At 59.0% G+C, this 26134-nt stretch carries 25 protein-coding genes and 2 pseudogenes; 13 read left to right on the top strand and 14 right to left on the bottom strand.

The genetic code is table 11. From position 1 onward, the window contains the following. Window positions 1-38: 38 nt before the first annotated feature. From ASF29_RS24375 to ASF29_RS24920, 3 genes and pseudogenes are all read left to right on the top strand, one after another. The coding region (locus ASF29_RS24375; RefSeq protein ID WP_156462648.1) for a transposase at window positions 39-329 on the top strand (291 nt) is incomplete at its 3' end. Window position 330: 1 nt separating this feature from the next. Beyond that, a pseudogene (locus ASF29_RS24380) lies at window positions 331-611 on the top strand (transposase); the annotation flags it as partial. 1 nt (window position 612) lies between these two features. Further along, window positions 613-1239, top strand: a pseudogene (locus tag ASF29_RS24920) (transposase); the annotation flags it as partial. Window positions 1240-1460: 221 nt separating this feature from the next. Here the strand turns inward: ASF29_RS24920 and glyS are convergent. Beyond that, complete coding sequence (glyS, locus tag ASF29_RS11075) at window positions 1461-3779, bottom strand: glycine--tRNA ligase subunit beta (RefSeq protein ID WP_062450753.1); 2319 nt, start codon at window positions 3777-3779, stop codon at window positions 1461-1463. 404 nt (window positions 3780-4183) lie between these two features. Here glyS and ASF29_RS11080 point away from each other — a divergent pair, with 404 nt between their 5' ends. The 4 genes from ASF29_RS11080 (at window position 4184) to ASF29_RS11095 (ending at window position 9034) form a co-directional block, all read left to right on the top strand. After that, window positions 4184-5140, top strand: coding sequence for a glycine--tRNA ligase subunit alpha (locus tag ASF29_RS11080; RefSeq protein WP_062450754.1), 957 nt, complete (start codon window positions 4184-4186; stop codon window positions 5138-5140). Between the two features lie 86 nt (window positions 5141-5226). Further along, on the top strand, window positions 5227-5778 hold the full coding sequence (locus ASF29_RS11085; protein ID WP_062450755.1) for a LemA family protein: 552 nt from the start codon (window positions 5227-5229) through the stop codon (window positions 5776-5778). Between the two features lie 42 nt (window positions 5779-5820). Then, window positions 5821-7083 (top strand): 3-phosphoshikimate 1-carboxyvinyltransferase, encoded by a 1263-nt coding sequence (locus tag ASF29_RS11090; RefSeq protein WP_062450756.1) that lies wholly within the window; start codon window positions 5821-5823, stop codon window positions 7081-7083. A 19-nt stretch (window positions 7084-7102) separates the two neighbouring features. Then, window positions 7103-9034, top strand: a complete 1932-nt coding sequence (locus ASF29_RS11095; protein ID WP_062450757.1) for a DUF2207 domain-containing protein — start codon at window positions 7103-7105, stop codon at window positions 9032-9034. A 20-nt stretch (window positions 9035-9054) separates the two neighbouring features. Here the strand turns inward: ASF29_RS11095 and ASF29_RS11100 are convergent, their stop codons facing one another. The 5 genes from ASF29_RS11100 to ASF29_RS11120 all read right to left on the bottom strand — a co-directional run bounded on the left by ASF29_RS11100 (window position 9055) and on the right by ASF29_RS11120 (window position 12198). After that, window positions 9055-9249, bottom strand: coding sequence for a hypothetical protein (locus tag ASF29_RS11100; protein ID WP_062450758.1), 195 nt, complete (start codon window positions 9247-9249; stop codon window positions 9055-9057). 14 nt (window positions 9250-9263) lie between these two features. Continuing rightward, window positions 9264-10121, bottom strand: a complete 858-nt coding sequence (locus tag ASF29_RS11105; protein WP_062450759.1) for a S49 family peptidase — start codon at window positions 10119-10121, stop codon at window positions 9264-9266. 518 nt (window positions 10122-10639) lie between these two features. Continuing rightward, window positions 10640-10945 carry a GIY-YIG nuclease family protein gene (locus ASF29_RS11110; RefSeq protein ID WP_062450760.1) on the bottom strand — a complete coding sequence of 102 codons (306 nt, stop codon included), beginning with the start codon at window positions 10943-10945 and terminating at the stop codon, window positions 10640-10642. 201 nt (window positions 10946-11146) lie between these two features. Next, window positions 11147-11962 (bottom strand): methyltransferase, encoded by an 816-nt coding sequence (locus ASF29_RS11115; protein WP_062450761.1) that lies wholly within the window; start codon window positions 11960-11962, stop codon window positions 11147-11149. A gap of 5 nt (window positions 11963-11967) precedes the next feature. Then, window positions 11968-12198 (bottom strand): DUF2007 domain-containing protein, encoded by a 231-nt coding sequence (locus ASF29_RS11120; protein WP_062450762.1) that lies wholly within the window; start codon window positions 12196-12198, stop codon window positions 11968-11970. 116 nt (window positions 12199-12314) lie between these two features. On the opposite strand from ASF29_RS11120, the gene ASF29_RS11125 reads away from it, so the two are divergent. From ASF29_RS11125 to moaB, 4 genes are all read left to right on the top strand, one after another. Then, the gene (locus ASF29_RS11125) at window positions 12315-13331 is read left to right on the top strand and encodes a polyprenyl synthetase family protein (RefSeq protein ID WP_062451018.1); all 1017 of its coding nucleotides are present in this window, start codon (window positions 12315-12317) and stop codon (window positions 13329-13331) included. Between the two features lie 255 nt (window positions 13332-13586). After that, on the top strand, window positions 13587-15425 hold the full coding sequence (locus ASF29_RS11130; RefSeq protein WP_062451019.1) for a tetratricopeptide repeat protein: 1839 nt from the start codon (window positions 13587-13589) through the stop codon (window positions 15423-15425). A gap of 6 nt (window positions 15426-15431) precedes the next feature. Then, a complete protein-coding gene (locus tag ASF29_RS11135; protein WP_062450763.1) occupies window positions 15432-16322 on the top strand; it encodes a 4-(cytidine 5'-diphospho)-2-C-methyl-D-erythritol kinase in 891 nt (296 codons plus the stop codon). After that, window positions 16319-16864 carry a molybdenum cofactor biosynthesis protein B gene (gene moaB, locus ASF29_RS11140; RefSeq protein ID WP_062450764.1) on the top strand — a complete coding sequence of 182 codons (546 nt, stop codon included), beginning with the start codon at window positions 16319-16321 and terminating at the stop codon, window positions 16862-16864. Before ASF29_RS11135 ends, moaB begins: the two co-directional genes overlap by 4 nt. On the opposite strand, the gene ASF29_RS11145 is transcribed toward moaB, so the two are convergent. Further along, the gene (locus tag ASF29_RS11145; protein WP_062450765.1) at window positions 16865-17383 is read right to left on the bottom strand and encodes a hypothetical protein; all 519 of its coding nucleotides are present in this window, start codon (window positions 17381-17383) and stop codon (window positions 16865-16867) included. Window positions 17384-17579: 196 nt separating this feature from the next. Here ASF29_RS11145 and ASF29_RS11150 point away from each other — a divergent pair, with 196 nt between their 5' ends. Together ASF29_RS11150 and ASF29_RS11155 are read left to right on the top strand one after the other, a co-directional pair. Further along, window positions 17580-18737, top strand: coding sequence for a PA0069 family radical SAM protein (locus ASF29_RS11150; RefSeq protein ID WP_062450766.1), 1158 nt, complete (start codon window positions 17580-17582; stop codon window positions 18735-18737). A 310-nt stretch (window positions 18738-19047) separates the two neighbouring features. Continuing rightward, window positions 19048-19701: a ribonuclease HII gene (locus tag ASF29_RS11155; RefSeq protein WP_062450767.1), complete on the top strand. Its 654-nt coding sequence runs from the start codon at window positions 19048-19050 to the stop codon at window positions 19699-19701. 31 nt (window positions 19702-19732) lie between these two features. Here ASF29_RS11155 and ASF29_RS11160 read toward each other — a convergent pair whose 3' ends face one another. The 7 genes from ASF29_RS11160 to ASF29_RS11190 all read right to left on the bottom strand — a co-directional run bounded on the left by ASF29_RS11160 (window position 19733) and on the right by ASF29_RS11190 (window position 25993). Further along, window positions 19733-21565, bottom strand: coding sequence for a methyl-accepting chemotaxis protein (locus ASF29_RS11160; RefSeq protein ID WP_062450768.1), 1833 nt, complete (start codon window positions 21563-21565; stop codon window positions 19733-19735). 309 nt (window positions 21566-21874) lie between these two features. After that, window positions 21875-22360 carry a F0F1 ATP synthase subunit B gene (locus tag ASF29_RS11165; RefSeq protein WP_062450769.1) on the bottom strand — a complete coding sequence of 162 codons (486 nt, stop codon included), beginning with the start codon at window positions 22358-22360 and terminating at the stop codon, window positions 21875-21877. Between the two features lies 1 nt (window position 22361). After that, complete coding sequence (locus tag ASF29_RS11170; RefSeq protein WP_062450770.1) at window positions 22362-23000, bottom strand: F0F1 ATP synthase subunit B; 639 nt, start codon at window positions 22998-23000, stop codon at window positions 22362-22364. A 77-nt stretch (window positions 23001-23077) separates the two neighbouring features. Further along, window positions 23078-23305: a F0F1 ATP synthase subunit C gene (locus tag ASF29_RS11175; protein WP_027673924.1), complete on the bottom strand. Its 228-nt coding sequence runs from the start codon at window positions 23303-23305 to the stop codon at window positions 23078-23080. 70 nt (window positions 23306-23375) lie between these two features. Beyond that, entirely contained in the window at window positions 23376-24125 is a 750-nt protein-coding gene (locus ASF29_RS11180; RefSeq protein ID WP_062450771.1) for a F0F1 ATP synthase subunit A, read from the bottom strand. A 61-nt stretch (window positions 24126-24186) separates the two neighbouring features. Next, entirely contained in the window at window positions 24187-24552 is a 366-nt protein-coding gene (locus tag ASF29_RS11185; RefSeq protein WP_062451020.1) for an AtpZ/AtpI family protein, read from the bottom strand. Window positions 24553-24823: 271 nt separating this feature from the next. Further along, window positions 24824-25993 (bottom strand): cell wall hydrolase, encoded by a 1170-nt coding sequence (locus ASF29_RS11190; protein WP_062450772.1) that lies wholly within the window; start codon window positions 25991-25993, stop codon window positions 24824-24826. Between the last annotated feature and the right edge of the window lie 141 nt (window positions 25994-26134).

Here is a 26134-nt window from a genome sequence, read left to right on the forward strand (position 1 = left end):
TGCGCGAGCAAAGCCCGCTTAGGCAAGGATGGGATAAGATGGATATTATCGTTGGCATAGATGTCTCCAAGGACAGCCTCGACGTTGCGGTTTCACCGTGTGGCGCAAGCTTTCGCGTCGGAAACGACCATGACGGCATCGAAGAACTGGTGCGTCGTCTCAAGGCGGAAAAGGCCGATCTCGTCGCGCTGGAGGCGACGTGCGGTTTCGAAACGCTGGCGGTCGCAAAACTTGCGGCGTGCGACATCTGCGTGATCGTCGTCAACCCGGCGCAGGTGCGGGCCTATGCCAGTGCCATCGGCCGGCGTGCCAAGACCGATACGATCGATNCTTGCGGCGTGCGACATCTGCGTGATCGTCGTCAACCCGGCGCAGGTGCGGGCCTATGCCAGTGCCATCGGCCGGCGTGCCAAGACCGATACGATCGATGCAGCCCTGATTGCCGCTTTCGTCGTGGCGACGAAACCGCAGATCCGCCCGCTGCGCGATGCGCAAACCCAGGCCTTATCGGCCCTTGTCGATCGCAGGCGACAGATCGTGCACAAGGCCGGAATGACGGTGAGAGACAGGCAGACGGCATCGAGAAATTCAGGGAAGAGGAATCCCACTATNGCCGCTTTCGTCGTGGCGACGAAACCGCAGATCCGCCCGCTGCGCGATGCGCAAACCCAGGCCTTATCGGCCCTTGTCGATCGCAGGCGACAGATCGTTCAGATGATCGTGGCGGAGGAAAACCGGCTGCGGATGGCGTTGGACAAGAGCACGCACAAGAGCATCAAACGGTTGTTGGCGGCACTGCGTCGCGAGATGGAGAGCATCGATGCCGACATGGATGACCATATCCGCAAGTCGCCCCTGTGGCGTGTGCGCGAGGCCTTGCTGACCTCGGTTCCGGGTGTGGGACGGGCCACGGCACGCACGCTTCTGGCCGAAATGCCGGAACTGGGTAGTCTCGACAGACGTCAGATCGCATCGCTTGCGGGACTGGCGCCGTGGACGCGGCAATCGGGCAAGTGGAAAGGCAAGAGCTTCATCGGTGGCGGGCGCACCAAGGTGCGGGCCGTGCTGTTCATGGCAGCACTGGTCGCGTCTCGCCACAACCCGTTGCTGAAGGAATTCCGCGATCGTCTCGTGGCGTCCGGCAAGCCCAGGATCGTCGCCATCGTAGCCACCATGCGCAAGCTGCTGACCATCCTCAACGCCATCGTCCGGGAGAATAAACCATGGCAAAACGCTTGACTGCCAAGACAGTCGCTCTGCCCTGCCGGGCATCTCCCCCTCAGGTGGGGAGATCGACTCGCGGATAGCGTTCGACCATCTTGCACGTTGCGAACGCGTTTCGTGGTGATGGTGCGGATGAACCGCAGAGCGTCCGGCCAGCCAATCTCCCTCCTTGTGGGGGAGATGTCCGGCAGGACAGAGGGGGGTGAGCCACACGCACAACGCCCCCTTTATCCAACTCACCCGCTGATCTTCGAGAAGTCCGCAACCGTTCCTGTCGCTTCCCTGATGGCCTTGAGCAGAGCCAGCCGGTTGGCGCGGATGGCGTTGCCTTCATCGTTGACCAGCACGTCCTCGAAGAACGTGTCGACCGGCGCGCGCAGCGTCGAGAGCGCCTGCATGGCGGAGCGGAAGTCTTCCGCCTCAACTGCCTTGGCGGCATCGGCAGAGGCGGTCTTGATGGCAGCGTAAAGTGCCTTTTCGGCGTCGAGCTTCAGCAGATCTTCCGAGACGCTGTCGGCCACCACGGTGCCCTTCTTTTCTTCCGCAGCCAGAAGTTGGGTGGCTCGCTTGGTGCCGGCCAGAAGGTTGATGCCATCCTGATCCGTCACGAAAGCCGTCAGCGCTTCGACACGACGGGCGACCATGAGGAGATCGTCGGTCTCAGGCGTGAGTACGGCCTCGATGAGATCGTAGCGTGCGCCGAGATCGCGGAGGTAGACTTTCAGACGGTCGTGGAAGAACTCCATGAGTGAATAGACAGATGGTTGAGCCACGAAACGACCGTTCGAGTACGTAGCTTTCTCATCGTTAAACCGCTCGAAAAGAGCTTTCTCCTCTAGATTACCCCGGGTTGGGTTTATTAGATTTATTAGATCAAGCACCTCTTTGCGAGAACTTTCAGGATAAAACCCGGCGTTGACCAGCGAAAGAAAACCTCGCAACTCCAACCGAACATTCCGCTCCAAAATCATCCGCACAACACCCAGTGCCGCACGGCGCAACGCAAACGGGTCCTTCGAGCCTGTTGGCTTTTCATCGATGGCCCAGAAGCCGACCAATGTGTCGAGCTTGTCGGCCAGTGCCACGGTCAGGCCGACCTTGTCTTGCGGCAAACGGTCCGACGGGCCATTCGGCTTCCAGTGGTCTTCGATGGCGGCGGCGACGCTTTCGTTTTCACCCTGAAGCGATGCGTATTTGCGGCCCATCAGTCCCTGCAATTCAGGGAATTCACCGACGGCTTCGGTGCGCAGATCGGCCTTGGCCAGAACCACGGCGCGGTCTACCAGATCAGCGTCGGCACCGATGACCGGCGCAAGCTGCTTCGCCAGTTCACGGATGCGGGCGACGCGTTCGCCTTGTGTGCCGAGCTTGGCGTGGAAGGTCACGTTCAGCGCGTCGAGCTTGGCCATGCGCTGGTCCAGCGGCTTTTTCAGGTCGAGGTCGAATTTCGCGGCGGAAGCTTTCAGCGTTTCGAGGTCCGGCAGATCGCCCTGATCGCGGGTCCAGAAATGCTTGGCATCCGACAGGCGGGCGCGCACGACCTTGCCGTTGCCGTGGATGATTTCCTTACCGCCATCCTTGGCTTCAATGTTGGAAACCAGAATGAAGCGGTTGGACAGGCCTTCCGTCGCACCTTGAGGGCGGGTGACGAAACACTTCTGGTTCGTCTTGATGGTGAGGCGGATGATTTCGGCGGGGATTTCGAGGTAATCTTCCTCAAACGTGCCGATCAGCACCTGCGGCCATTCCACGAGACCGCAGACCTCTTCCAGCAGGCCTTCGTCTTCCACGAGGTCGAGGCCATTCGCGAAAGCCAGATCCTTGGCGTCATGCAGAATAATGTCCTTGCGACGCTCGGCATCCAAGATGACCTTGGCCTTTTCGAGGCTCGACACATAATCCTCGAAACGGCGCACGGTGATGGCGTCTGGCGCGTGGAAACGGTGGCCATAGGTCACGTTGCCAGCCACGATGCCATCGATCTCGAAGGGAATGACCTGCGTTTCGTCATGTTCGGGGCCGAACAGGCAAACGATGGATTGCAGCGGGCGCACCCAGCGAAGGCTTTCCGAACCCTTGCCCTCAATGCCGCCATAGCTCGAGCCCTTCGGCATGGAAGCCGGGCCGGAGCGCATGGATTTCGGCCAGGCAAAGCCCCTTATGATGCCGGGCATCACTTCGGCAATGATCTCTTCTGCCGCACGGCCGGGCTTGTTGACGATGGCGATATAGAAATCACCCTTCTTCGGGTCTGACACGACCTGCGCCTGCGAAATATCGCTGAGACCCGCGCCGCGCAAAAAGCCCTCGATGGCCTTCTCGTTTGCGTCCGTGCGGGGGCCTTTCTTTTCTTCACGCACATCGGCAGAGCGCGCATTCAGCCCACGAATATCCAGCGTCAGGCGGCGTGGCGTCCAATATTCGCGCGCACCCTCATAGGTCAGCCCTCGTTCCACCAGCGCATCGGTGACGAGCTTCTTCAAATCCCCAGCCGCCTTGCGCTGCATACGGGCAGGGATTTCCTCGGAGCGAAGTTCGAGCAGAAGATCAGGCATATCTATTTTCCGGTGTCATGGATTTTCGTTGGCCTCTGCTAGCAAAATTTGAGGCGGATGCACAATGGTAATATCGGGTGGGGCGTTGTGCCGTTGGCGTCGAGTATGTGACTTATACCTGTTGTCTTCGTAGCAGCCACGCCCACCGCCCTCATGCTGAGGTGCTTTGGCCGAAGGACAAAGCCTCGAAGCATCCGCCGCACACTCTGTGGCCTCATCCCGCTACCCTCGTCCATCGAGGCCCCTACGGGGCACCTCAGGATGAGGGTAGCTACCGTCGCATCCGCGCAAGGCAACCTCCCCACACACAGAAGCCTTGACCCGCAGCCCCTACCCATGGCACCTGTCCGCATCCAAAGTGCGCAAGCACTTACCGACAACAATCGATGGCCGTGATGACTGCAATGACCGACGTTCCAGACCATATGAACCCGAAGCGTTCCTTTCAGGCGCTGATCCTGACGCTGCATAATTACTGGGCGGACAAGGGCTGTGCGGTGTTGCAGCCTTATGACATGGAAGTGGGCGCCGGCACGTTCCACCCTGCCACGACGCTGCGCGCGCTGGGGCCGAAGCCGTGGAAGGCTGCCTATGTGCAGCCGTCGCGCCGCCCGTCCGATGGTCGATATGGCGAAAACCCGAACCGGTTGCAGCATTATTACCAGTATCAGGTCATTCTGAAGCCCAATCCGTCGAACCTCCAAGAGCTTTATCTCGGCTCGCTGAAGGCCATCGGGCTTGATCCCCTCCTGCATGACGTGCGCTTTGTGGAAGACGACTGGGAAAGCCCGACACTGGGCGCGTGGGGTCTGGGTTGGGAATGCTGGTGCGACGGCATGGAAGTGTCGCAGTTCACCTATTTCCAGCAGGTCTGCGGCATCGAATGCTCGCCGGTTGCCGGTGAGTTGACCTATGGTCTTGAGCGGCTGGCCATGTATGTGCAGGGCGTGGACAATGTGTACGACCTGAACTTCAATGGCCGCGAAGGTGACGAGAAGATTTCCTACGGCGATGTTTTCCTGCAGGCCGAGCAGGAATATTCCCGCCATAACTTCGAATATGCCGATACCGCCATGCTGCACCGCCACTTCATCGATGCCGAGAAAGAATGCAAGGCACTGCTGGATGCCGGTGCGCCGGGTGATAACGCCAACCAGATGCTGCACAAATGCGTGTTTCCGGCCTATGACCAGTGCATCAAGGCGAGCCACGTTTTCAACCTGCTGGATGCGCGCGGCGTGATTTCCGTGACAGAGCGGCAGAGCTACATCCTGCGCGTTCGCACGCTGTCCAAGGCATGCGGCGAGGCCTTCCTGATGACGGATGCGGGTGGCGCGAACTGGAATAAGGACGCAGCCTGACGCGTTGTTTTGACAGGCGATGACAGGGCGGGCCGGAACGACTATCGTCCGGCCAGACCATAAGGTTTCATGAGGGGGACTGGGACATGTATATCGCACTGGCAATCATCGCGGCAATCGCCGTCTATGTCGTCTTCATCTATAACGGCCTCGTCACCGCGCGGCAGATGAAGGAAGAGGCTTGGTCCGGCATCGACGTGCAGTTGAAGCGCCGCGCCGATCTCATTCCCAACCTGATCGAAACCGTGAAGGGCTACGCGGCGCACGAGAAAAGCACCTTTGAAGAGGTGGTGGCCATGCGCAACCGCGCTCAGGCCGTGCCTGCGGGTGATGTCGAGGGACGTGCGCAGGCGGAAGGGTTGCTGAGCCAGGCGCTGGGCAAGCTGTTTGCGCTGGCGGAAGCCTATCCCGACCTCAAGGCTAATCAGGGCTTTCTGGAATTGCAGGCATCGCTGGAGACGCTCGAGGGCGAAATCCAGATGTCGCGGCGCTATTACAATGGTTCGGCACGCGACCTGAATGTGAAGGTTGAGAGCTTCCCTTCCAACCTCGTGGCGCGCAATTTCGGCTTTGCCAAAGCGCCGTTTTTCGAGATCACCAACGAGGCGGACCGCGCCGTTCCTTCCGTGAAATTCTGAGCCAAAGAACCGGCCCCGGCTGGTTGAGAAAACGATAAAGCCATGATTGAACTGACCATTACACCGCCCAACCATCCGCTGTCCGGCAAGGTGGAACCGCCCGGTTCCAAATCCATTACCAACCGCGTGTTGCTGCTGGCGGGTCTTGCCAAGGGCAAAAGCCTTTTGACCGGCGCGCTGAAAAGCGATGATACGCTCTATATGGCCGAAGCGCTGCGCGCCATGGGCGTGACGGTGACGGAACCGGATGCGACAAGTTTCGTAGTGGAAAGCAATGGCGTGCTGAGCGCACCAGCCAAGCCGCTTTTCCTCGGCAATGCTGGAACCGCGACGCGGTTTCTGACGGCAGCGGTTGCCTCCGTTAACGGCACTGTCGTGGTGGATGGCGATGAGCATATGCGCAAGCGCCCCATTCAGCCGCTGGTGGAGGCGCTGAACGCGCTCGGCATCGAAGCGGAAGCGGCAACGGGTTGCCCGCCGGTAATGGTGAAGGGCAACGGACAGGGTTTCACCAAGGACAGCGTCACCATCGACGCCAATCTTTCCAGCCAGTATGTGTCGGCGCTGCTGATGGCAGCACCTTGTGGCGCACAGCCGCTGGACATTGTTCTGGCGGGTGAAGATATCGGCGCGAAGGGTTATATCGATCTCACAGTGTCTGCCATGGAAGCCTTCGGCGCCAAGGTGGAGCGGGTGAGCAACGCCATCTGGCGCGTGCACCCGACCGGCTATAAGGCGACCGATTTCCACATCGAGCCGGATGCCTCCGCCGCCACCTATCTGTGGGGTGCGGAACTGCTGACGGGCGGCCAGATAGATATCGGCACGCCTGCGGATGCCTTCACCCAGCCGGATGCCAAGGCCTATGCCGTGATGGCGCAGTTCCCTCATCTGCCTGCCGAAATCGATGGCAGCCAGATGCAGGACGCCATTCCCACCATTGCCGTGCTGGCCGCCTACAACACCACGCGGGTGCGCTTCGTGGGCATTGCCAATCTGCGGGTGAAGGAGTGTGACCGTATTCGTGCGCTGTCGCTCGGCCTCAATGGCATTCGCGCAGGACTGGCGGAAGAGGACGGTGACGATCTGATCGTGCATGCCGATCCAGCGCTGGCGGGGCAGACGGTCTCTGCCTCTATCGACACGTTCCACGATCACCGCATAGCCATGAGCTTTGCGCTGGCGGGTTTGAAAACCGGTGGCATCGCCATTCAGAACCCGGTTTGCGTGGGCAAGACCTACCCCGGTTACTGGAAGGCGCTGGCCTCGCTGGGTGTCAGCTACCGCGAAACCGGACAGGACTGAACGTCAGAAAGGGCCGCCCGTGAAGACCATTGCTGCAAGATGTCTCGCACTTTTCGTCTTCATGCTTGCGGCCCTGCCCGCGGCGGCTGAGGAGTTCATCAGCTCCTACCATTCGGTGGTGGATGTCGCCAAAAGCGGCGAGCTGACGGTGACGGAGACGATTACCGCGCGGGCCGAGGGCGACCGGATCAAGCGCGGCATTTTCCGCGACTTTCCGCTCTATGCGCTGGACAAGAATGGCAACCGCACCAAGGTCGGCTTCAAGGTTCTCTCCGTGGAGCGCGATGGCTCGCCGGAGGACTGGCGCACCGAAAGCATCGATGGCGGCATCCGTATCTATACCGGCAATGCCGACCGGTTCCTGCCCACCGGCGATCATGTCTTCCAGATTACCTACACCACCGACCGGCAAATCCGCTATTTCGACACCTATGACGAGCTGACGTGGAACGTAACCGGCAATGGCTGGCAATTTGCCATGCGCGATATCTCGGCCACCGTTTCGCTGCCGCAAGGTGTGACACCAACCGACACCGCCGTTTTCACCGGACCTCTCGGTGCGAAGGGCAAGGACGCACGCATAATGACGGAGGGTAACGAAGTCTTCTTCGCCTCGACGCGCCCCTTCTATCAGGGCGAAGGCATGACGGTTGCTGTGAAGCTGCCGAAGGGTGCGATCGATGCGCCGTCGGCGGCGCAGGAGCGGAGCTGGTGGTGGCAGGACCATCTGGGCTCGGTGCTGGGTGTTTCCGGCTTCATTCTCATCCTGCTTTATTATTACCGGGCCTGGTCAGCCGTTGGCCGCGACCCCGCCAAAGGCATCATCGTGCCGCGTTGGGATGCGCCGGAGGGGTTGTCGCCTGCGCTCGTCAACTATGTTGATAATCACGGATTTTCCGAAAATGGCTGGACGGCCTTTTCCGCCGCCGCCCTCGACCTTGCGGTCAAGGGCTATGTCGTGCTGGAGGATTTGAAGAGTTCGCTCGTCATTCGCCGCACCGAAAAGCCGATAAAGGAAAAGTTACAGGCGGGCGAGGCAAAGATCATCAACACGGTCGATGAGCCGAGTCTCGCATTCGAGATCAACAAGAAAAATGGATCACGGGTCGTATCGCTCGGCAATGCTTTCCGCAAAGCGATCGAAACGGAACATAGCGGCAAATATTACCATGCGAATTCCGGTTTTATTGCGCTGGGCGTTGCCCTGTCCATCATCGTCGTCTTCGCCGTTGTCGTCTTCGGCAATTTCGAGCCTGAAGCGCTTGTTACGATGTTCGTTATCGGCATCATGTCCTTTGTCGGAACGATTTTTGCACTCCTATTCGGGAAGTCGTTGACGCGTGGTGGCTCTCTGCTCAAGCGCATAGGCATGATCGTAGTGCTCGCGCTGGTGGGGTCAATGCTGATCTCTGGTATTGGCGGTGCGATTAGCGTGGTCTCGCTGAAAACACTCGAGGCGCTGCACATTCCAGCGATCATGTCCGTTGCCGGTATCATCGCAACCAACGTTCTATTCCTGATGCTCATGGGCGCGCCGACGCCGCTGGGGCGCAAGCTGATGGACGGCATAGAAGGACTGCGCCTATACCTGACCGTGGCCGAAAAAGACCGGATGAACATGCAGGGCGCACCGGCGATGTCGCCGCAGCATTTCGAGACGCTATTGCCATACGCGGTGGCGTTGGGCGTGGAAAAGCCATGGAGTGCGGCGTTCGAGACATGGCTTGCCAGCGCAGCGGCGGGTGCTGCTGCCGGAGCCTACGCGCCTAACTGGTACAGCGGCAATTACAACAATTTCGGAGAGAGGATTGGCGGTTTCTCGTCATCCATGGCATCAACGATTGCGTCTACCATTCCGCAGCAGACGAGCTCGTCTTCCTCCTCCAGCTTTTCCGGTGGCGGCGGTTCGTCTGGGTCTGGGGGTGGTGGCGGCGGAGGTGGCGGCTGGTAGGCCAGCCGCTTGAGGTCTAATCAGACTTCGTCTTCCTTTTTCACGCGGTATTCACCCGTCGTTGGGTCTTTGATCAGCGTGCCGGTGGCGCCGGTTTCGCGCTCTTTTTCCTGCCGTTTGGATTTGGCGGACAGTTTTTCAGCGTCTTTCACGAAACGCTTGTAAAGGATGATCGCCCCGAAAACGAGCAGGGCGATGGTTATCAATTGGGCCATCTATCGTTTGTCCATCAAAATCCGTAACGCGCCCACAATGCCTTTTCTTCCGCCACTTCCGCAAGCCCCGAGGCGGCGGATGCGGCAATCGACTGGGCGTGGAGATCGACACCCGGCAGTTTCTTGCCGAAGAAATTGCGCGCACCGCTGACCAGCTGAAGCTTGACCTTGTCGCCGTAACGGCGACGCAGCACATCGCGCATGTCACCCAGACCATCGATGAGGCCGAGGTCGAGGCCGCGCATGCCGGTCCAGAACAGGCCGGAGAAGATCGCCGGATCGGCCTTTAACTTTGAGCCGCGGCGCTGCTTGACCATGTCGATGAAAACATTGTGGATTTCGAGCTGGAGCGATTTCAGATATTCGATATCGCCTTCTTTCTCAGGCTGGAAGGGATCGAGAATCGCCTTGTTCTGGCCTGCCGTATAAACGCGCCGCTCGACGCCGATCTTTTTGAGCATCTCGGGAAAACCGAAGCCGCCGGAGACGACGCCGATGGAGCCGACGATGGAGGTTGGGTCGGCAATGATCTCATCGCCGGCGAGCGCAATCATGTAGCCGCCGGATGCCGCCACATCTTCCACGAAGATCAGAACCTTCTTGTTCTTCTCCTCGGCCAACTGGCGGATGCGATTGTAGATCATCCGCGACTGGACCGGCGAACCGCCGGGCGAATTGAGCGTAATGGCAACGACGGGTGCTTCCTTCATGCCGAACGCCTTGTCCAGCAAAGGCGCGTAAGAGGCCAGATTGAGCGCCGGACGAAACTGACTGCCGCCCGCCATGATCGCGCCATGCATGCGCACCACGGGAATGATCAGCTCCGTCTTGCGAAACCGCTTGGGCACCAGTCGCTTCAAAATTCCGGCCATGTCGTCCTCATTGTCAGTCATTCGTTCGTGTGAACCGATGTGGGTATGGCGGGGGCAAAGACAATGGTGGGGGTGCTGATAATTTGGTGAGGAGTGGGTGGGTGGGGGCTTGAACTGTATTATGCAACTTGCCGCAACCCTCGTCCTTCGAGGCTCCGGCTTCGCCTCCGCACCTCAGGATGAGGGTTGCTGCGTCGAGCCCGGCTCAGGGAATACCTCTTCTTCGGCAGGCCCGGAGTGAGGGTTTCTACGTTGCGCCTGTAGCTCGACTTCACGCGATGCGTATTACTTAAGTTTCCGCGGTTTCCGCGGAGTTCTAGTGATGGTTCCACAACGGTAGCGGCCCTCACCCATCATCCTGAGCTTGCCGAAGGAGAGGTGCCCCGCAGGAGCCTCGAAGGGCGGGGGCTGCGGGTGGTTGGAAGCCGATTAAGATGCTACAGCGTCTCCCCCGCCCTCATGGTGAGGTGCGCAGTCCCGGAGGGCGGAGCCTCGAACCATCGGGGGCGGCCACTGGTTTAGGCTGACTGCTTGGCGACCGCAGGCCCCCTGCGCGAAAGCTCCGGCAGTGTTTCATAGGCCATCGCGATCAAAGCTTCCTTCTTGCGCCGGGACCAGCCCTTGATTTGGCGCTCCCGCTCAATGGCATCGACAATGCGATCGTAGGTTTCGGTAAACACCAGCTCCACGGGGCGTCGTTTGGAGGTGTAGCCATCATAAATACCGGCGTTGTGTTCCCACACACGGGCTTCAACGGACTGCTTGGTCAGTCCGGTATAATATGATCCATCGCAACAACGAACGATATAGACGGTTACTTCCATAGCGGGAAGTTTGCTGTGTCTGCAGAAGCAATTCAACACTGAAAACTATGGGATTTTCGCCCATTTGAGCAAAGCAGCCCGCGACCCTCGTCCTTCGAGGCTCCGGCTTTGCCTCCGCACCTCAGGATGAGGGCTGCTACCGTTGATCCCCAGCTCTAGGTCGACAACTGCGGAGGCGATTCCGCAGTTGAGCTACGTAACTCATGATGAGGCTTGCTGCCTCTTGCCCAGCGTATTTGCGTCATTCCGCTCATACCCCACCCGCCCATTGCTCAAATCATCCACCATCGGCAAGAACGCATGACTATCGTTCTCATGCATCGTCAGCGGTGCGCGAAACGTCAGCCTTGCGCGGGAGCCTTTGATGGCGGTGACGAGCATGCGGACGGCGTCTTCGCCGGATCTTGGGTGGATGAGGGTGATTTCCAGACCGCCGAAGCGGCGCCCGCAGGCGGTGATGATGTCGGAGATGGATTGCGGGCGGGCGATGAGGGAGAGTTGGCCGCCGGGGATAAGGATCGCGGCGGCGGTTCTGAGCCAGTTCTCGAAGAGATCGTCCGTCATGGCGTGGGCGGTGGCTTTCAGCGCGTCCGGCGTCTTGCGGTCGCCTGCGTCATTATAAGGCGGGTTCATGATGACGTGGTGGAAATGGTTGTCCAGCAGCCCTGCCTGCCTGCGGGCATCGGCACGCAGCGTGACATCCGCTTGTCTGACGTAAACGCGGTCCGCAAAAGCCTTGTTGGCGGTAAGTTGAAGGCTGCGCTCAGCGAAATCGGCCATTTCAGGCGAAAACTCGAACAGCGTGACCTCAGCCTTTTCCAGACGCGAGGCCACCGCCATGCCTGCGGCACCGGCACCTGCTCCCAGATCGGCGATGCGGCAGGCAGTGTCATCCACGACCAGAGAGGCCAGCAGCATGGCGTCCATGCCCGCCCTGTGGCCCCTGCCCTTTGGCTGCAAAATCTCGAAGCGGCCGCGATGAAACGCGTCGACGGTTTCGAAGACGGTGGTTGCCATGGCGCTCAGGCCTTGTCTTCGCGCAACTCGTCTGCCAGTCCGGCATCGGTCAGGATGCGGCGGGCCTCGTCGCCGCGCTCTTCCTCCACCAGAAAGCGGCGGGGCAGAAGCCCGAGCGATCCCTCGAGAATGCTCATTCCCTGATCGGCGATGAGGCTGTGAATGCCGGCATCCTTCATCAGGCTCTGCGCAAAGGACAGCAGAACGGCGTCGTTGGTACGGATCAGTTCACGCATAGGTCAGTTTCCACCCCAAATCCCATCTTTTTGAACGGTGTGAGGCAATTCGCCCCTTGCCGCTTGCACCGCCGCTTTCTATTGTCGGCCCCAATATCGAACAGGAGTCCGGTCCGTTGGGCGTCGTCATACCGCTTGAAGAAAGCAAAAACAAACTCGCATCCGTCAAGCCGCTTGTCGACCTGACCCGTCCAGATATGGAAAGGGTTAACCAGCTTATTCTTTCCAAAGCGGGTTCGGATGTCCAGATGATACCCGAAGTGGCCAACCATCTGATCTCCTCGGGTGGAAAGCGCCTGCGGCCGATGCTGACGCTCGCATCCGCTGCCATGTTCAACTATCAGGGCGACCATCACATCAAGCTGGCGACCAGCGTGGAATTTATGCACACGGCAACGCTGCTGCATGATGACGTGGTGGACGAGAGTGACTTGCGCCGTGGAAAATCCACAGCCCGCACCATCTGGGGCAATCAGGCGAGTGTTCTGGTCGGTGATTTCCTGCTGGGCCAAGCCTTCCGCATGATGGTGGATGTCGGCTCGCTGGATGCGCTGGATGTGCTGTCCACTGCCGCTTCCGTCATTGCCGAGGGCGAGGTTCTTCAGCTTTCCGTTGCCAAGAACATGGAAACGACCGAGGACGATTATCTTCAGGTCATCCGCGCCAAGACGGCAGCGCTGTTTGCCGCCGCCGCCGAAGTCGGCCCCATCGTTGCCAAGACGGACAAGGCGACCCGCAGCGCGCTGAAATCCTACGGCATGAATCTCGGTCTCGCCTTCCAGCTGGTGGACGACGTGCTGGATTACGGCGGCAAATCCGCTGATCTCGGCAAGAACACCGGCGATGATTTCCGCGAAGGCAAGATCACGCTGCCGGTCATTCTGTCCTATCGTCGCGGCACGGCGGAGGAGCGCGAGTTCTGGAAACGCGCCATCGAGCAGGGCGAAAGCACAGATGAAAATCTGGAAACGGCGCTCGGCCTGATCAAAAAATACAATGGCTTGGCCGATACGATCACCCGCGCCAACCACTACGGCACCATTGCGCGTGATGCGCTGGCACCTTTGCCGCAAAGCCCGTGGAAGAAAGCCCTCATGGAAGTCATCGACTTCTGCATCGAGCGCGTGAACTGAACGCTTTTCAGGCATCGTGGAATAACCGCGATGCCGACAAATCACGAATCCAAAATCACCGGCAGATTTTGTTGCAGGCTTGCTCCAAAAAAGCCATTCTGTCGTGACGTGGTGTGTGATTGCGTGAACTGATTCCGGTTCAGGCACAACGGTCCAATTCAAGCGTTACAGCGTTCCGGTGCAGCTGCTTTGCCCCGAACTGTAAGGCAGGAAACTGATTTTTCGGTGCAGATGCACAAAAGCAAAGGTTCCTTCATGCGGCGCAAACCAGCATTTCGTCTTCTCTGCGGCGCGGCCTTCATTGCCGCCCTTTCCATCGGTGCAGGCTCTGCGCCTGCCTTTGCCGAGACGAAGCCAGCAGACAAGGCCGCCGAGACCGTGACCTTCGATCCAGCAAAGGTCAACACCTTCTCGGGCGCGTTTCTGGCAGCCCGCACTGCGGATGTGGATCAGGATTTCGCCACCGCGATTACGCTCTACCAGAAAGCGTTGGAGTTCGACACGGCGAACGTGGAGATACGCCAGCGCCTGATGATCGCGCAATTGCTGAGCGGCGACTTCGAGGCAGGCGCGAAGATCGCCGACAGCCTGAAGGACGATTCCTCCGTGGAACGCGTTACGACCATCGTTCGTGCGCTGGCCGCCATCAAGCACAAGGAATTTTCCAGCGCGGAAAAAATCCTGAAATACAGCGGCCCGAATGATCTGGACCGCATGGTCAACACGCTGTTGACCGCATGGGCGCGCGCCGGTGCCGGCAAGGGTAAGGAAGCCCTGACGCTGGTCAACAACATGAAGGGACCGGGCTGGATTTCGATCTTCCAGAAGTACCACGCCGGAGCCATTGCACTGGTGACCGGCAACACGGAAGCCGCGCGCAAAAACCTCAACGACGCGGTGACCGACCGTGAAGGTGGCGCGACCGCAACCGACACCTATATGCGCGCGGTGATGGCGCTGGCGCGGCTGGAAGCCAAGGCTGGCAACAAGCAAAAGGCGCTCGACACGATTTCCGTGGGCGATACGTTCGCGCCGAATTATGCGCCGCTGAAGGCTTTGCGACAAAGCATTGAAAAAGGCGAGAAGCCGGAGCAGCAGGTTGAGACGCCCATCGAGGGTGCCGCCGCCGTGATGTTCTCCATTGCCGGTGCGCTGAACCGCGAAGGTGCCGAGGAAATTGTCACGCTTTACCTTCAGACATCACGCGCGCTCGACCCGAAAAGCGCTGATACGCTCATCCTTCTTGGTGGCCTTGCCGAGGCGCAGAAGCAGCCGGACCGCGCCATTGCGTTTTATCGCGAAGTGCCTGCGGATTCGCCGATGCACCGCATTTCCGAATTGCAGCTGGGCCTGACGCTGGCGCAGACCGACAAGGTGGAAGAGGCGCGCAAGCACCTGAAGTCCCTACTGGAATCCGATCCTTCCGATATCCGGTCCTACCTTGCTTATGGTTCGGTTCTGTCCGACGCCAAGGACTATGCGGCGATGGCCGCCAACTACGACAAGGCGGTCGAGGTCATCGGTGCCGTGCCGAAAAAGACGGACTGGACGATCTTCTTCCAGCGCGCCATCGCCTACGAGCGTCTGAAGCAGTGGGACAAGGCAGAGCCTGATTTCAAGCGGGCGCTGGAGCTGAACCCGGACCAGCCGCAGGTGCTGAACTATCTGGGCTATTCCTGGGTGGACCGAAACATCAACCTTGATGAGGGGATCGAAATGATCCGCCGCGCTGTCGAACTTCGCCCGAATGACGGTTATATCGTTGATTCGCTCGGCTGGGCGCATTTCCGCCTCGGTGCCTTCGATGAGGCGGTGACGGAGCTGGAACGCGCCATCGAGCTGCGCGCCGGTGATCCGACGATTAACGACCATCTGGGTGATGCCTACTGGCGTGTCGGTCGCAAGATCGAGGCGGTCTACCAGTGGAACCGCGCGCTGATCGGCGAGAGCGACGATGTCGACAAGTCCAAGGTCAAGGAAAAGATCGCCAACGGCCTGCCGCCTCTGGAAAAGGACGCTCAGAACACCGCCAAGAAAGATCAGGCCCCACCACCACCCGTGGCACCTGCCCCTGCCCCGGACAAGAAATCCTGACGTATTATGCTCTCGCATGAGCCTGCCGGAGCGGTTGAGACAATTGAGGCCGCTCCCGCCAAGATCAATCTGGCACTGCATGTGATCGGACAGCGGGCAGATGGATACCATCTGCTCGAATCTCTGGTGACCTTTACCAAGGCGGGAGATGTCATCCGCATCAAGGATGCGCCGGAGGATGGGTTTTCGATCTCAGGGCCATTTGCCGACATTCTCCAGCAAGGGGATGCCGGTGGCAATCTCGTGCTGAAAGCGCGCGATGGGTTGCGGAAGGCCGCTGAAACCGAAACCCGACCGGTTGCCATTCATCTGGAGAAGAACCTGCCGGTGTCCTCGGGTATAGGTGGCGGTTCTGCGGATGCAGCCGCCACGCTGCGGGGATTGTGCGGCCATTGGGATATTACGCTCGCGCCCGGAACGCTTGAGGCGTTGGCGCTGACACTGGGGGCGGATGTGCCGATGTGCCTGGCCAGCCAGCCGCTGATGGCGCGCGGGATCGGTGAAGACATCACCATGCTTGACGATATGCCTTCAATGCCGCTCGTTCTCGTCAATCCGCTGAAGGGTGTTTCGACACCCGAGGTCTTCAAACGCTTGACGAACAAGAATAATCCACCGCTTGGAGAACGCGGTGCGCGGGACTGGATAGAATTCATCCAGCAAAGCCGCAACGATCTCGAACCGCCAGCGCGCGCTGTGTTGCCTGACATTGCCGAGGTCTCTGATCTGCTGAGGCGTGCGGGTGCATCGCTCGTGCGTATGTCCGGCTCCGGTGCGACCTGCTTCGGGCTCTTCGCCACGGCGGATGATGCCGAATCTGCGGCCAGCCACCTTCGCCAGCAACGTCCCGGCTGGTATATTCAGGCAACGAAAACAATAGGCGGACTTTTGAAATGAGTGCTGAAAGAGCGTTTATTCCCGTCGGCATCGCGGTGCTGACTGTCTCCGACACGCGCACGCTGGCGGATGACAAATCCGGCGATACGCTGGTTGCCCGCATTGCAGAGGCGGGCCATCTGCTGGTGGATCGCGCTATCGTGGCGGATGACAAGGCGGCCATCGAGACACAGGTGCGCGCCTGGACGCTGTCGGACGAAATCGATGTGGTGATTACCACCGGCGGCACAGGCTTTACCGGACGCGATGTGACGCCCGACGCGCTGGAACCCCTGTTCGAAAAGCGCATGGATGGCTTTTCCGCCGTGTTCCACCGCATTTCCTATGACAAGATCAACACATCCACCATCCAGTCACGCGCAACGGCGGGGCTCATCAACTCCACCTTCGTCTTCGTGCTGCCCGGCTCTCCCGGTGCCTGCAAGGACGCGTGGGACGGCATCTTGAAGGCACAGCTGGATTACCGCCACATGCCCTGCAATTTCGTGGAAATCATGCCGCGTCTGGATGAGCATCTGAAGCGCGGCAAGGCGCAAGGGTAATTACCGCGCAGCGCGCAGCACCCAGGAAGGTATAAGCTCGGCGCTGAGGCGGCGGGTTTTCTGCGATTTCGGAAAATGATCGAGCGGCATGCCGGATTTGGCAATCGACAGGGCCTCGTCCTTGCGCAGCAACAGGCCGTATTCCAATGGCGGTCTGCGGCAAATGAAACGCGACAGAAACGATGGCCGATAATGCCGAGAAGGCGCAAAGCGGGCTGGCACCTTGTTCAGCGCCGTATATTCGCTGATATCCTCGATCCAGCCGCTTTGCGGGCGGCTGCCCGGCTCCATCATCAAAATCCACTCGCCGCGCGCAGAGGCGACGATATCCCGGATGTCCCATTCCGTATGAAATCGGCAACCGGCAGCTTCCGCGACGCGTGAGGAACCATCGCTGGAGGCGTGATCCAGCACGATGACGTCACTGATCAGCCCTTCCACAGCGCCCGAAACGAGCGTGGAGAGGGTGTGAGCAAGCTCCGGCTCCTGATCCCGGCATTCCATGATGACTGTCAGCATATGTCTATCAGCTTGTGATCCGTTACGAGCGAGAGAAGAAGCTCTTCCTACAACATTTCATCCACAAAATTCCTACCGCAATGCAAAAGAAATAGCTATCGCGTGTTTCGGCATTTTGTTCTTGTATTGTTCTCATCGTTGGGCTAAGAATCTCCTCATCCACCAAGCCGGTTTCATGCCGGTCAGGAGCATCCAGATGAGACAACATGTGCTTTCCGGGCAGGCTGCCTTCCAGCCGGGCCATACGCCAGATATTGCCAATGCGCTGGCCGATGCATCCGGTCTGCGGATCGAGATCGACCGTCGTCGTGGGCGTGGTGCGGGCATCAATCCCGGCGGGCGCTTCGAGCCCCTGCAGCATGAGCCTGTGGATGATGGTTGGCAGATCATCGAGGAACTGCCGGAATTTCGCACCGAAGTGCAGGTGGAAAAACCGCGCACGATCATCACCCGCAATGATTCGCCGGATATTCCCTTCGACCGGTCCATCAATCCCTATCGCGGTTGCGAGCATGGCTGCATCTATTGTTTCGCAAGACCGAGCCACAGCTATATGGGGCTTTCGGCAGGGCTGGATTTCGAGGCCAAGCTGTTTGCCAAACCGGATGCTGCAAAGCTTCTGGAACGGGAACTGGGCAAGCCGGGATATAAGGCGCGGGTGATTGCCATCGGCACCAATACCGACCCATACCAGCCGATCGAGCGGGAATGGCGCATCATGCGGCAGATTCTCGAGGTGCTTGAAAAGGCTGAGCATCCAGTCGCCATCGTCACCAAGTCGGGGCTTATTACCCGCGATATCGATATTTTGGGTCCCATGGCTGCAAAAGGGCTGGTGAAGGTCGGGATTTCGGTGACCACGCTGGACCGCAAGCTCGCCCGCAGCATGGAACCGCGCGCATCCACGCCAACGAAGCGACTGGAGGCCATCAAGACGCTCACGGATGCGGGCATTCCCGTGGCCGTGATGATGGCACCCGTCATTCCGGCGCTAAACGATCACGAAATCGAACGGGTGCTGGAGGCTGGAAAGGCGGCTGGGGCGACAGAGGCATCCTATGTGCTGCTGCGTCTGCCGCTCGAGGTCAGCCCGCTGTTTCGCGAATGGCTGCTGCGCAACTATCCGCACCGCTATCAGCACGTCATGTCGCTGGTGCGCTCCATGCGCGATGGCAAGGATTACGATGCCGAGTTCGGCAAGCGGATGAAGGGTGCCGGTCCCTACGCCTGGCAGATTGGACGGCGTTTCGAAATGACGACCAAGAGGCTGGGGCTCATCCGTCGTGGCATTCAGCTTCGCGATGATCTCTTCACTGCACCGGGAGGTGCAGGCGTACAGCTATCTTTGCTGTGATGAAGCTGGGTTATTGCCCAAGAATTTTGGTGGAACGAGGGACAATCGTTCCTGCCACTCAATAACATCGGCCCGAAACGCGCTTGCGGTTCATGCCGATGTTCAGAAATACCCATAGCGTCTATGCCCTACGCTACGGGTTACATGCCCCCGGTGTCTGCCGCCTCGCAGGGGTTCCAGCTCTTTTCGCCCCGATCGAAAGAGCTGGAGGTCATGAGACCTCACGCAACAGCCCTCCACCCCTTGGGCTGTTGCACACTCTGCGACCGGGGGCTTGCAGGAGATCGGTTGCCTGTGCCAGTTTCGCCCAATGAAGCAACGCACAGCATCCGATTCTCCTGCCCTCTTCGACCTGATCGACACGGGCCCAGATTTCAGTCTGGAGCTGGAGGCGAAAAGACGTGGCGAGTGGCCCGTGGCCGGTACGGATGAAGCCGGGCGGGGTCCGCTGGCGGGACCCGTCGTGGCCGCCGCGGTCATTCTCGATCCCGACAATATTCCAGACGGTCTGAACGATTCCAAAAAACTTTCGAAGGCACGACGCGAGTTTCTGTTTGCGAAAATCCTGGAAACATCGGTCGTCTCCATCGCCTCATCCGGCCCCGTCCTCATCGACGGCATGAATATTCTGCGCGCCAGCCTGGATGCCATGCGCCGTGCCGTGCTGGGTCTTCACATCACGCCACAGCTCGTGCTGGCCGACGGCCGCGATATTCCCCCCGGCATCCTCTGCGCCGGCAAAGCCGTCATCAAGGGTGATGCGCGTTCCGTGTCGATTGCCGCAGCCTCCATCGTCGCCAAGGTTACCCGTGACCGGATGATGGAAAGAGCAGGATTGATCCATCCGGCCTATGGCTTCGAGGCGCATGCGGGTTACGGCACGCCGACCCATCTGCGCGCCATCGAGGCCCACGGCCCCTGCCCGCTGCACCGCATGAGCTTCCGACCCATGCGGATAGAATAATCAGAGCATTTCTTTCCTGAACGGAAACTTTCTAGCCAGCGCGCCGCATTTCATAAGCATCGTAGTCGCTCGACTGCGAACCGCCATGAGAGAGCTGGAATTGCTGGAGGAGCCTGCGCAGCTTTTCGCTTTCGCTGGCCAGAGCCGATGTGGCCGATGTCGTTTCTTCCACCATCGCCGCATTCTGCTGAGTGGTCTGGTCCATCTGGTTGACGGAGTTGTTGAGTTCAGCCAGACCGGTCGACTGTTCTTGCGCAGAAGAGGCAATCGCGCCCATGTGCTCGTTCATGACGGTTACATGACTTCCGATCGTCTTCAAGGCGTCACCCGTCTGCCGCACGAGATTGACGCCGTTTTCCACCTCTGCCGACGACTTGCCGATCAGTTCCTTGATTTCCTTGGCGGCCTTGGCGGAACGCTGGGCCAGTTCCCGCACTTCCTGGGCAACGACAGCAAAGCCCTTGCCGGCTTCGCCCGCGCGTGCCGCTTCGACACCCGCGTTCAGCGCCAGAAGATTGGTCTGGAAAGCGATCTCATCGATCACGACGATGATGTTGGAAATCTGGCCTGACGATTGCTCGATACGGTGCATGGCATCGACAGCGGTGGCAACGACGTCGCCCGACATCTTCGCTGCATGGTTGGCTTCCGTGGCCGCACGTCTTGCCTCCTGCACGCGCTTGGTGGAGTTGGCGACATTGACAGTGATCTCGTCGAGAGCGGCAGCCGTTTCTTCCAATGTGGCAGCCTGCTGTTCCGTGCGCTTCGACAGGTCGACCGAACCCTCGGCGATTTCCCGCGTGCCATTGTTCATGGCATCGATGGAATGGGAGATTTCCGACAGTGTCGCGCCCAACTGCTTGAGCGACCGATTGAAATCGTGGCGCAGCTGTTCGAAATCCGGGGCAAAGACATCATCGATCTGGAAGGCGAGATCGCCCGATGCGAGACGGTGCAAACCATCCGCCAATCCTGACGTGGCGATCCTCAGTCTTTCCTGTGCATCGGCCTCTGCCTTCTCTTGCGCAGCAAGACGCTCGATCTCTGCCTGCTTGCGGTTGGTTTCGGCCTCAGCTTCCAGTCTTCTGTTTTCGATCGCGGCGCGACGGAAAACCTCGACAGCCTCGGCCATGGCGCCGACCTCGTCTTTGCGCCCGCGCGCAGGAATGATGATGTCCGTATCGCCGTCGGACAGGCGACGCATGACCCCCGTCATCCGTCCCAGTGGTCTGGCGATGTGAAAATAGCCAACGAGAACTGCGCCCACACCGACGGCAAGGGCAAGTCCCAGAGAGATGTAGTTGAGCGTCGCAGCAGATTCTGCGATCTGCGTTGTTGCGTCACCCTCGCCGCGCACATCACCTTCCATATCGTCGACGGCCGCATGCAGCACGGTCTTGGCCTCATCATAAGCCACCAGCGCGTTGCCTACGAAGCTTGCCTGTGCCTCGGCGATCTTTCCTGCCGTCAACATGACCTTCACGTCATTCCAGCGTGCTTCAGACTCTTTCCACTTCTCGTCAAAAGCCGCGAAATGCTTCTTGTCCGCTTCGTCCACCAAGTAGGTCTGGTATTCGCGAAAGTCGGACGCCAGCGTCGCGCGCGATGCCTGAATTTGCGATTCGAATTGCGGCCAGCTATCCGGCGTCGCCATCACCATCGAGCTCTGCGCATTGCGGATATTGCCGACCTCACCGTTTATCTTCCCCAACATGATGAAGGATGGAACGCGATCACCCACGATGGTGTCGATCCCGCCTCGGATCTGGTTGAGGGAGGCAATGGAGAAGCTTCCCTGCACGCCTGCGACGAGCAACATCACCCCCGAGAGGCCAGCAAGAACAACACCAATGGATAGTTTCATAACGGTTCCTCGATGTGGAAAATACAATCATATGTCGCATAGTATTTCTTCGCCCAAAACTTGGAGCGAATAGATAAACAACGCGACAGCACCATTATGCAAATATAGGAGGGCTGGATATGATGGATATATTGCACCCACATCCTTGACATTTTATTAAATTTTACTTGTACGTAATAATCAATGTGGCAACGCGTGCCGTGGCTTTTAGCCGCTGCCTCCTACCAGGCTCCTCCTGCCAAGTCGGCAAACGAAAAACCCCGCCGATTGCTCAGCGGGGTCTTGAAAATCCTGGGATAAGCGATGCTGTTAGTTAAGACGTGTCTTAACGTCGCTTACGGCAGCGTTGAAAAGCTTAGTTTTCGCAGAAGCTGTCGTCTTTTCAGCAATGAGCTTTTCGGACGCGGCAATGGCGAGATCGACGGCGGCAGCGCGAACGGCACCGATAGCGTCGGTTTCAGCCTGTTTGATCTTCTGTTCCGACAGGGCGTTGCGGCGGGCGACGAATTCTTCCGTCTTGAGCTTGGCTTCTGCCGTCAGCGCAGCAGCCTCGCGTTCGGCAGCCGCGATGATGTTGGCAGCGTCTGCTTCTGCTTCCTTGCGCTTGCGCTGATATTCGGCCAGCAGGTGCTGAGCCTCTTCGCGCAGGCGCTTGGCTTCCGCCAGCTCTTCCTTGATGTTGCCAGCGCGCTCATCGAGCGAGCTTGCCAGCATGCCTGGAACCTTGAGATAGGCGATCAGGACGAAGAAGAGGATAAGGCCGACGAGAGCGAAAAATGTTGCATCGAACGCCATATCAAGCTCCCTTCACTGCAGATGCAGCTGAAACGGCTGCCTTTGCATCCGCTTCCTTGACCTTGGTGCCGATCAGCTGATCGACGATTGCGGTCGCGGTTTCCTCGGCAATGGTGCCGACATCGGCAAAGGCCTGCTGCTTGATGGTCTGGATGTGCGCTTCCGCTGCTGCGACCTTTTGGGCGAGATCAGCTTCGATTGCGGCACGATCTGCATCTGCCTTGATTTTCGCAGCTTCGCGGGCGGCAGCGGCAATGGAGCCGGCCTTGGCGCGAGCGGCGCTCAATTCTTTTTCATAGGTTTCGATGGCGGCATCTGCCTCGGCCTTCAGCCGGGATGCTTCATCGAGGTCCTGTGCGATACGGCCGTGGCGGTCTTCGAGAATTCCACCGACGCGCGGCACGATGACCTTCTTCATGAGCACGTAGAAAAGGCCGAACGAAATGGCCAGCCAAAGAAGCTGGGATGCGTAAGTGGACTGATCGAACGGCGGAAACACTGCGGATGCGTGACCGGCATCATGTGCCACTCCCGTTTCCGTATGCGTTGCTTCCGGAGCGGTCTGACCGACAGCCGGAGTTCCGGTATTCGTTTCACTTGTCGCCGGTGCTGACTGGGCCAAAGCCTCGGTCACGAACATGCTCACCTCCAGGGGTAGTGCAAATGCGAAGGATCACGGCACGCTTGGCGAGCCGTGATCCATACCTGATGCCGATATTAGACAGCGAACAGGAGAAGGAGAGCTACGAGCAGCGAGAAGATGCCCAGAGCTTCCGTAACGGCGAAGCCGAATACCAGACGGCCGAACTGGCTGTCAGCGGCAGACGGGTTGCGCAGTGCGCCCGACAAGAAATCGCCGAAGATACGGCCGAGAGCGAGGGACGTGCCAGCCATGCCGAGGCATGCGAGACCTGCGCCGATGTACTTTGCTGCTTCCGCTTCCATGTTAAGCTCCTTAGAATGGGTTGTTGCGGCTATTTTTGACACCCGGTTCCGGGGCCAGCGACTTTACTTCTCAGTGACCGCCATGCACGGCGTCGTTCAGGTACATGCAAGTCAGTACCGCGAAGACGTATGCCTGCAGGAAGGCGACGAGAAATTCCAGACCGGTCATTGCGACCGTCATGATGAGGGGCAGGATTGCGCCACCAATGCCGAGCGCGCCAAGCGCACCCATGGAGGCGACGAAGCCCGAAAAGACCTTCAGCGTGATGTGACCGGCCAGCATGTTCGCAAAGAGACGAACGGAAAGGCTGATCGGACGCGACAGGAAGGAGATGATTTCAATCGAAGACACAAGCGGCAGAAGAACCGCTGGAACACCCTGCGGCGCAAAGATGCCGAGAAAGTGCAGACCGTGCTTGTAGAAACCGTAAACAACGACCGTACCGATGACGAGGCACGACAGTGCGAAGGTCACGATGATCTGGCTCGTCACTGTGAAGAAGTAAGGGAACATGCCCAGAAGGTTTGCCGTCAAGACGAACATGAACAGCGAGAAAACGAATGGAAAGAAGACCATTCCTTTCTTGCCCGCACCTTCGCGCAGCATGGAGGCGATGAACTCATAGGACATTTCGGCAACCGACTGCATGCGGGTCGGAATCAGACCGCGGTTCGACGTTGCGAAATAGAGAAAACCCGAGGCGGCAGCGACAGTGGCAACCATGAACAGAGACGCGTTGGTGAACGAAAAATCCACGCCACCGATCTCAATCGGGATGATCGGCTGTACAATGAACTGATGCGTCGGATCGTTTGCCACCGGCTGCCCTCTTTACCTTTGCCGCGCGTGACGGCACTTAACTGTCTATGGAAAGGAGCGATCAGTCGCCCTGCTCTCCACCCTTGTCTTTCCCCAGTCCAGCTTCCAGAAGCGGCGGCTTGGCCACCACCCCAGCGGAACGCAGGACGTTCAGCACGCCCGCACAGAAACCGAGAAGAAGAAGAACGATCATCCCCCACGGCGACGTGCCAGCAAAATGGTCCAGAAGATAACCCAGCATCGCGCCGACGATCACTGCGGAAATGAATTCGGAAGAAAGCTTTATCGCCATTGCAAAGCCTTTTCGGCTTTCCGCTGCGTTCTGCTCCGTCCGCGCCTCCGCGTCGTCCTCCGTCTTCACCTTTGCCAACTCATCGGCCAGGCGCTTGCGGCGCTCATCCAGACTATCGTTACGGTTGCCGGTCATCGTCAAATCCCCACCCTTTGTCTCCATACTGGCATTGCCAGAACTCTTTGGAGTTGTAAACGGCAGGGCTTCAAGCCTGTTCCAGCCCGCTCTGAAGTCGCGCGCAACATAGTTTTAGGGACTTCGCTAGTCAAGGCACCGGCTGCGCTTCATGGAATACAAATTTATCGATACAAAACAATAACTTACTTCATATTCGCGAATTTGTGGCGTCAATGTTGCCCGGAATCGGCAATTTTCGTGACGTTATCCCGGTAAAAAGCCCGCAATCTTAGCTCCAGCCACCGCCATAGGTCCGGTAGAAGACGTGAAGACCGATTCTGCCGACCTTTTTCATCGATTTGCCCCAGGCAGGGCGCACATAGACCGCATGGTAGTGGGTGGCGGAGCCGACTTCGGTGAGCCAGATCTTGCCTGCCGTGGTCGCCATGGCCACTTCACGGGCCATCTTCCAGTGACGCTCGGAGTTGATGCGATCCTTTATATTGTCGCAGGCGAAGGAAAACTGGCAGCGATTGCGCCAATCCTTGTTCTGATAAACCACGCCACAGATGGTTTTCGGATAGGCGGGATTGCGCACGCGGTTGAGGATGACCTGCGCGACGGCAGCCTGGCCCTTGACCGATTCGCCACGCGCTTCGAAATAGATGCCGGATGCGAGGCACTGCTGTTCGGCTGCGGAAAACACCTCTGCCGGAAGCGGGGTCGCGGCCCAGGCGTGGTCGTCGGAGGCGATATTGGGAATGAAGCGGCCCGTTTCGGGCTTTTTCAGGATGGCATCGAAGGGCGATTCGCGGGCGAAGTCCGGTTTTGCCGGGGCATAAGCGGTGGCCAGAACATCCGGCGTACGGTTGTTGATCAGCGCTGCGACCATGGGCGAGACGTTCTGTTCGTTCTTCGTCTCATCGCGGCGGAAATAAAAGGACGCCAGCTCGATGTCCTTTTCTTTCCTCTGCTTGACGAAGGCGGTGCGGTCCTTCCGTTTCAGCGGCTCTATATCCAGCATGCTGGTGCGCTGTAGAACGGAGCCCGCAGTAAAGGCCTTCGGCGGCTGCATCATTTCTGTGGCGACCACCCTGCCCTTCTTGGCGCCGCGATTGACGCGGTCGCTATCGGGCGTCGTTTCCTTGCCGCTCTTTGACGTGACGAAGGCGACCTTGCGGCCATCGGGCGTGATCATGCCAGAGCCGGTAAGGGCAGATGCAGGAGCGGCTTCGTTGAAAGCCAGCGAGGCATTGTGAACGGAGCCCGCAGGTGAGTTGGTCAGGACCATTCGCCATTGTTCTCCCCCGGCATCCAGACCGGCGAGCAGCGAGGCCAGATCGGCGCGGGCGGCGATGGACGGGAGGGCAAGCCAGGCGGCCAGACCGAAAACGACAGGCGATGTCCATTTCTCACATGAGAAGAAGAAACCGCGACGCGATACTTTCTTTGAACGCAAAACCAGCACTCCGGACACAACGCAACTCACTGCTACAGGTCTGGATAATCACTCATTAACCTTGATGCTTGGTTAACGCCCTGCTCAAGCGGGGTTTCACGTTAACGTGTGCCGACGCAAAAACGCCACCCCGGACTGTCG

This window comes from Rhizobium sp. Leaf262 (assembly GCF_001422245.1).
Lineage (GTDB): Bacteria > Pseudomonadota > Alphaproteobacteria > Rhizobiales > Rhizobiaceae > Agrobacterium.

Excerpts from the sequence above, each read along its gene's own strand:
- glyS (WP_062450753.1), bottom strand. The coding sequence starts at position 3,779 with ATGCCTGATCTTCTGCTCGAACTTCGCTCCGAGGAAATCCCTGCCCGT.
- ASF29_RS11080 (WP_062450754.1), top strand. The coding sequence starts at position 4,184 with ATGACCGACGTTCCAGACCATATGAACCCGAAGCGTTCCTTTCAGGCG.
- ASF29_RS11085 (WP_062450755.1), top strand. The coding sequence starts at position 5,227 with ATGTATATCGCACTGGCAATCATCGCGGCAATCGCCGTCTATGTCGTC.
- ASF29_RS11090 (WP_062450756.1), top strand. The coding sequence starts at position 5,821 with ATGATTGAACTGACCATTACACCGCCCAACCATCCGCTGTCCGGCAAG.
- ASF29_RS11100 (WP_062450758.1), bottom strand. The coding sequence starts at position 9,249 with ATGGCCCAATTGATAACCATCGCCCTGCTCGTTTTCGGGGCGATCATC.
- ASF29_RS11105 (WP_062450759.1), bottom strand. The coding sequence starts at position 10,121 with ATGGCCGGAATTTTGAAGCGACTGGTGCCCAAGCGGTTTCGCAAGACG.
- ASF29_RS11110 (WP_062450760.1), bottom strand. The coding sequence starts at position 10,945 with ATGGAAGTAACCGTCTATATCGTTCGTTGTTGCGATGGATCATATTAT.
- ASF29_RS11115 (WP_062450761.1), bottom strand. The coding sequence starts at position 11,962 with ATGGCAACCACCGTCTTCGAAACCGTCGACGCGTTTCATCGCGGCCGC.
- ASF29_RS11120 (WP_062450762.1), bottom strand. The coding sequence starts at position 12,198 with ATGCGTGAACTGATCCGTACCAACGACGCCGTTCTGCTGTCCTTTGCG.
- ASF29_RS11130 (WP_062451019.1), top strand. The coding sequence starts at position 13,587 with ATGCGGCGCAAACCAGCATTTCGTCTTCTCTGCGGCGCGGCCTTCATT.
- ASF29_RS11135 (WP_062450763.1), top strand. The coding sequence starts at position 15,432 with ATGCTCTCGCATGAGCCTGCCGGAGCGGTTGAGACAATTGAGGCCGCT.
- moaB (WP_062450764.1), top strand. The coding sequence starts at position 16,319 with ATGAGTGCTGAAAGAGCGTTTATTCCCGTCGGCATCGCGGTGCTGACT.
- ASF29_RS11145 (WP_062450765.1), bottom strand. The coding sequence starts at position 17,383 with ATGCTGACAGTCATCATGGAATGCCGGGATCAGGAGCCGGAGCTTGCT.
- ASF29_RS11150 (WP_062450766.1), top strand. The coding sequence starts at position 17,580 with ATGAGACAACATGTGCTTTCCGGGCAGGCTGCCTTCCAGCCGGGCCAT.
- ASF29_RS11155 (WP_062450767.1), top strand. The coding sequence starts at position 19,048 with ATGAAGCAACGCACAGCATCCGATTCTCCTGCCCTCTTCGACCTGATC.
- ASF29_RS11160 (WP_062450768.1), bottom strand. The coding sequence starts at position 21,565 with ATGAAACTATCCATTGGTGTTGTTCTTGCTGGCCTCTCGGGGGTGATG.
- ASF29_RS11165 (WP_062450769.1), bottom strand. The coding sequence starts at position 22,360 with ATGGCGTTCGATGCAACATTTTTCGCTCTCGTCGGCCTTATCCTCTTC.
- ASF29_RS11170 (WP_062450770.1), bottom strand. The coding sequence starts at position 23,000 with ATGTTCGTGACCGAGGCTTTGGCCCAGTCAGCACCGGCGACAAGTGAA.
- ASF29_RS11175 (WP_027673924.1), bottom strand. The coding sequence starts at position 23,305 with ATGGAAGCGGAAGCAGCAAAGTACATCGGCGCAGGTCTCGCATGCCTC.
- ASF29_RS11185 (WP_062451020.1), bottom strand. The coding sequence starts at position 24,552 with ATGACCGGCAACCGTAACGATAGTCTGGATGAGCGCCGCAAGCGCCTG.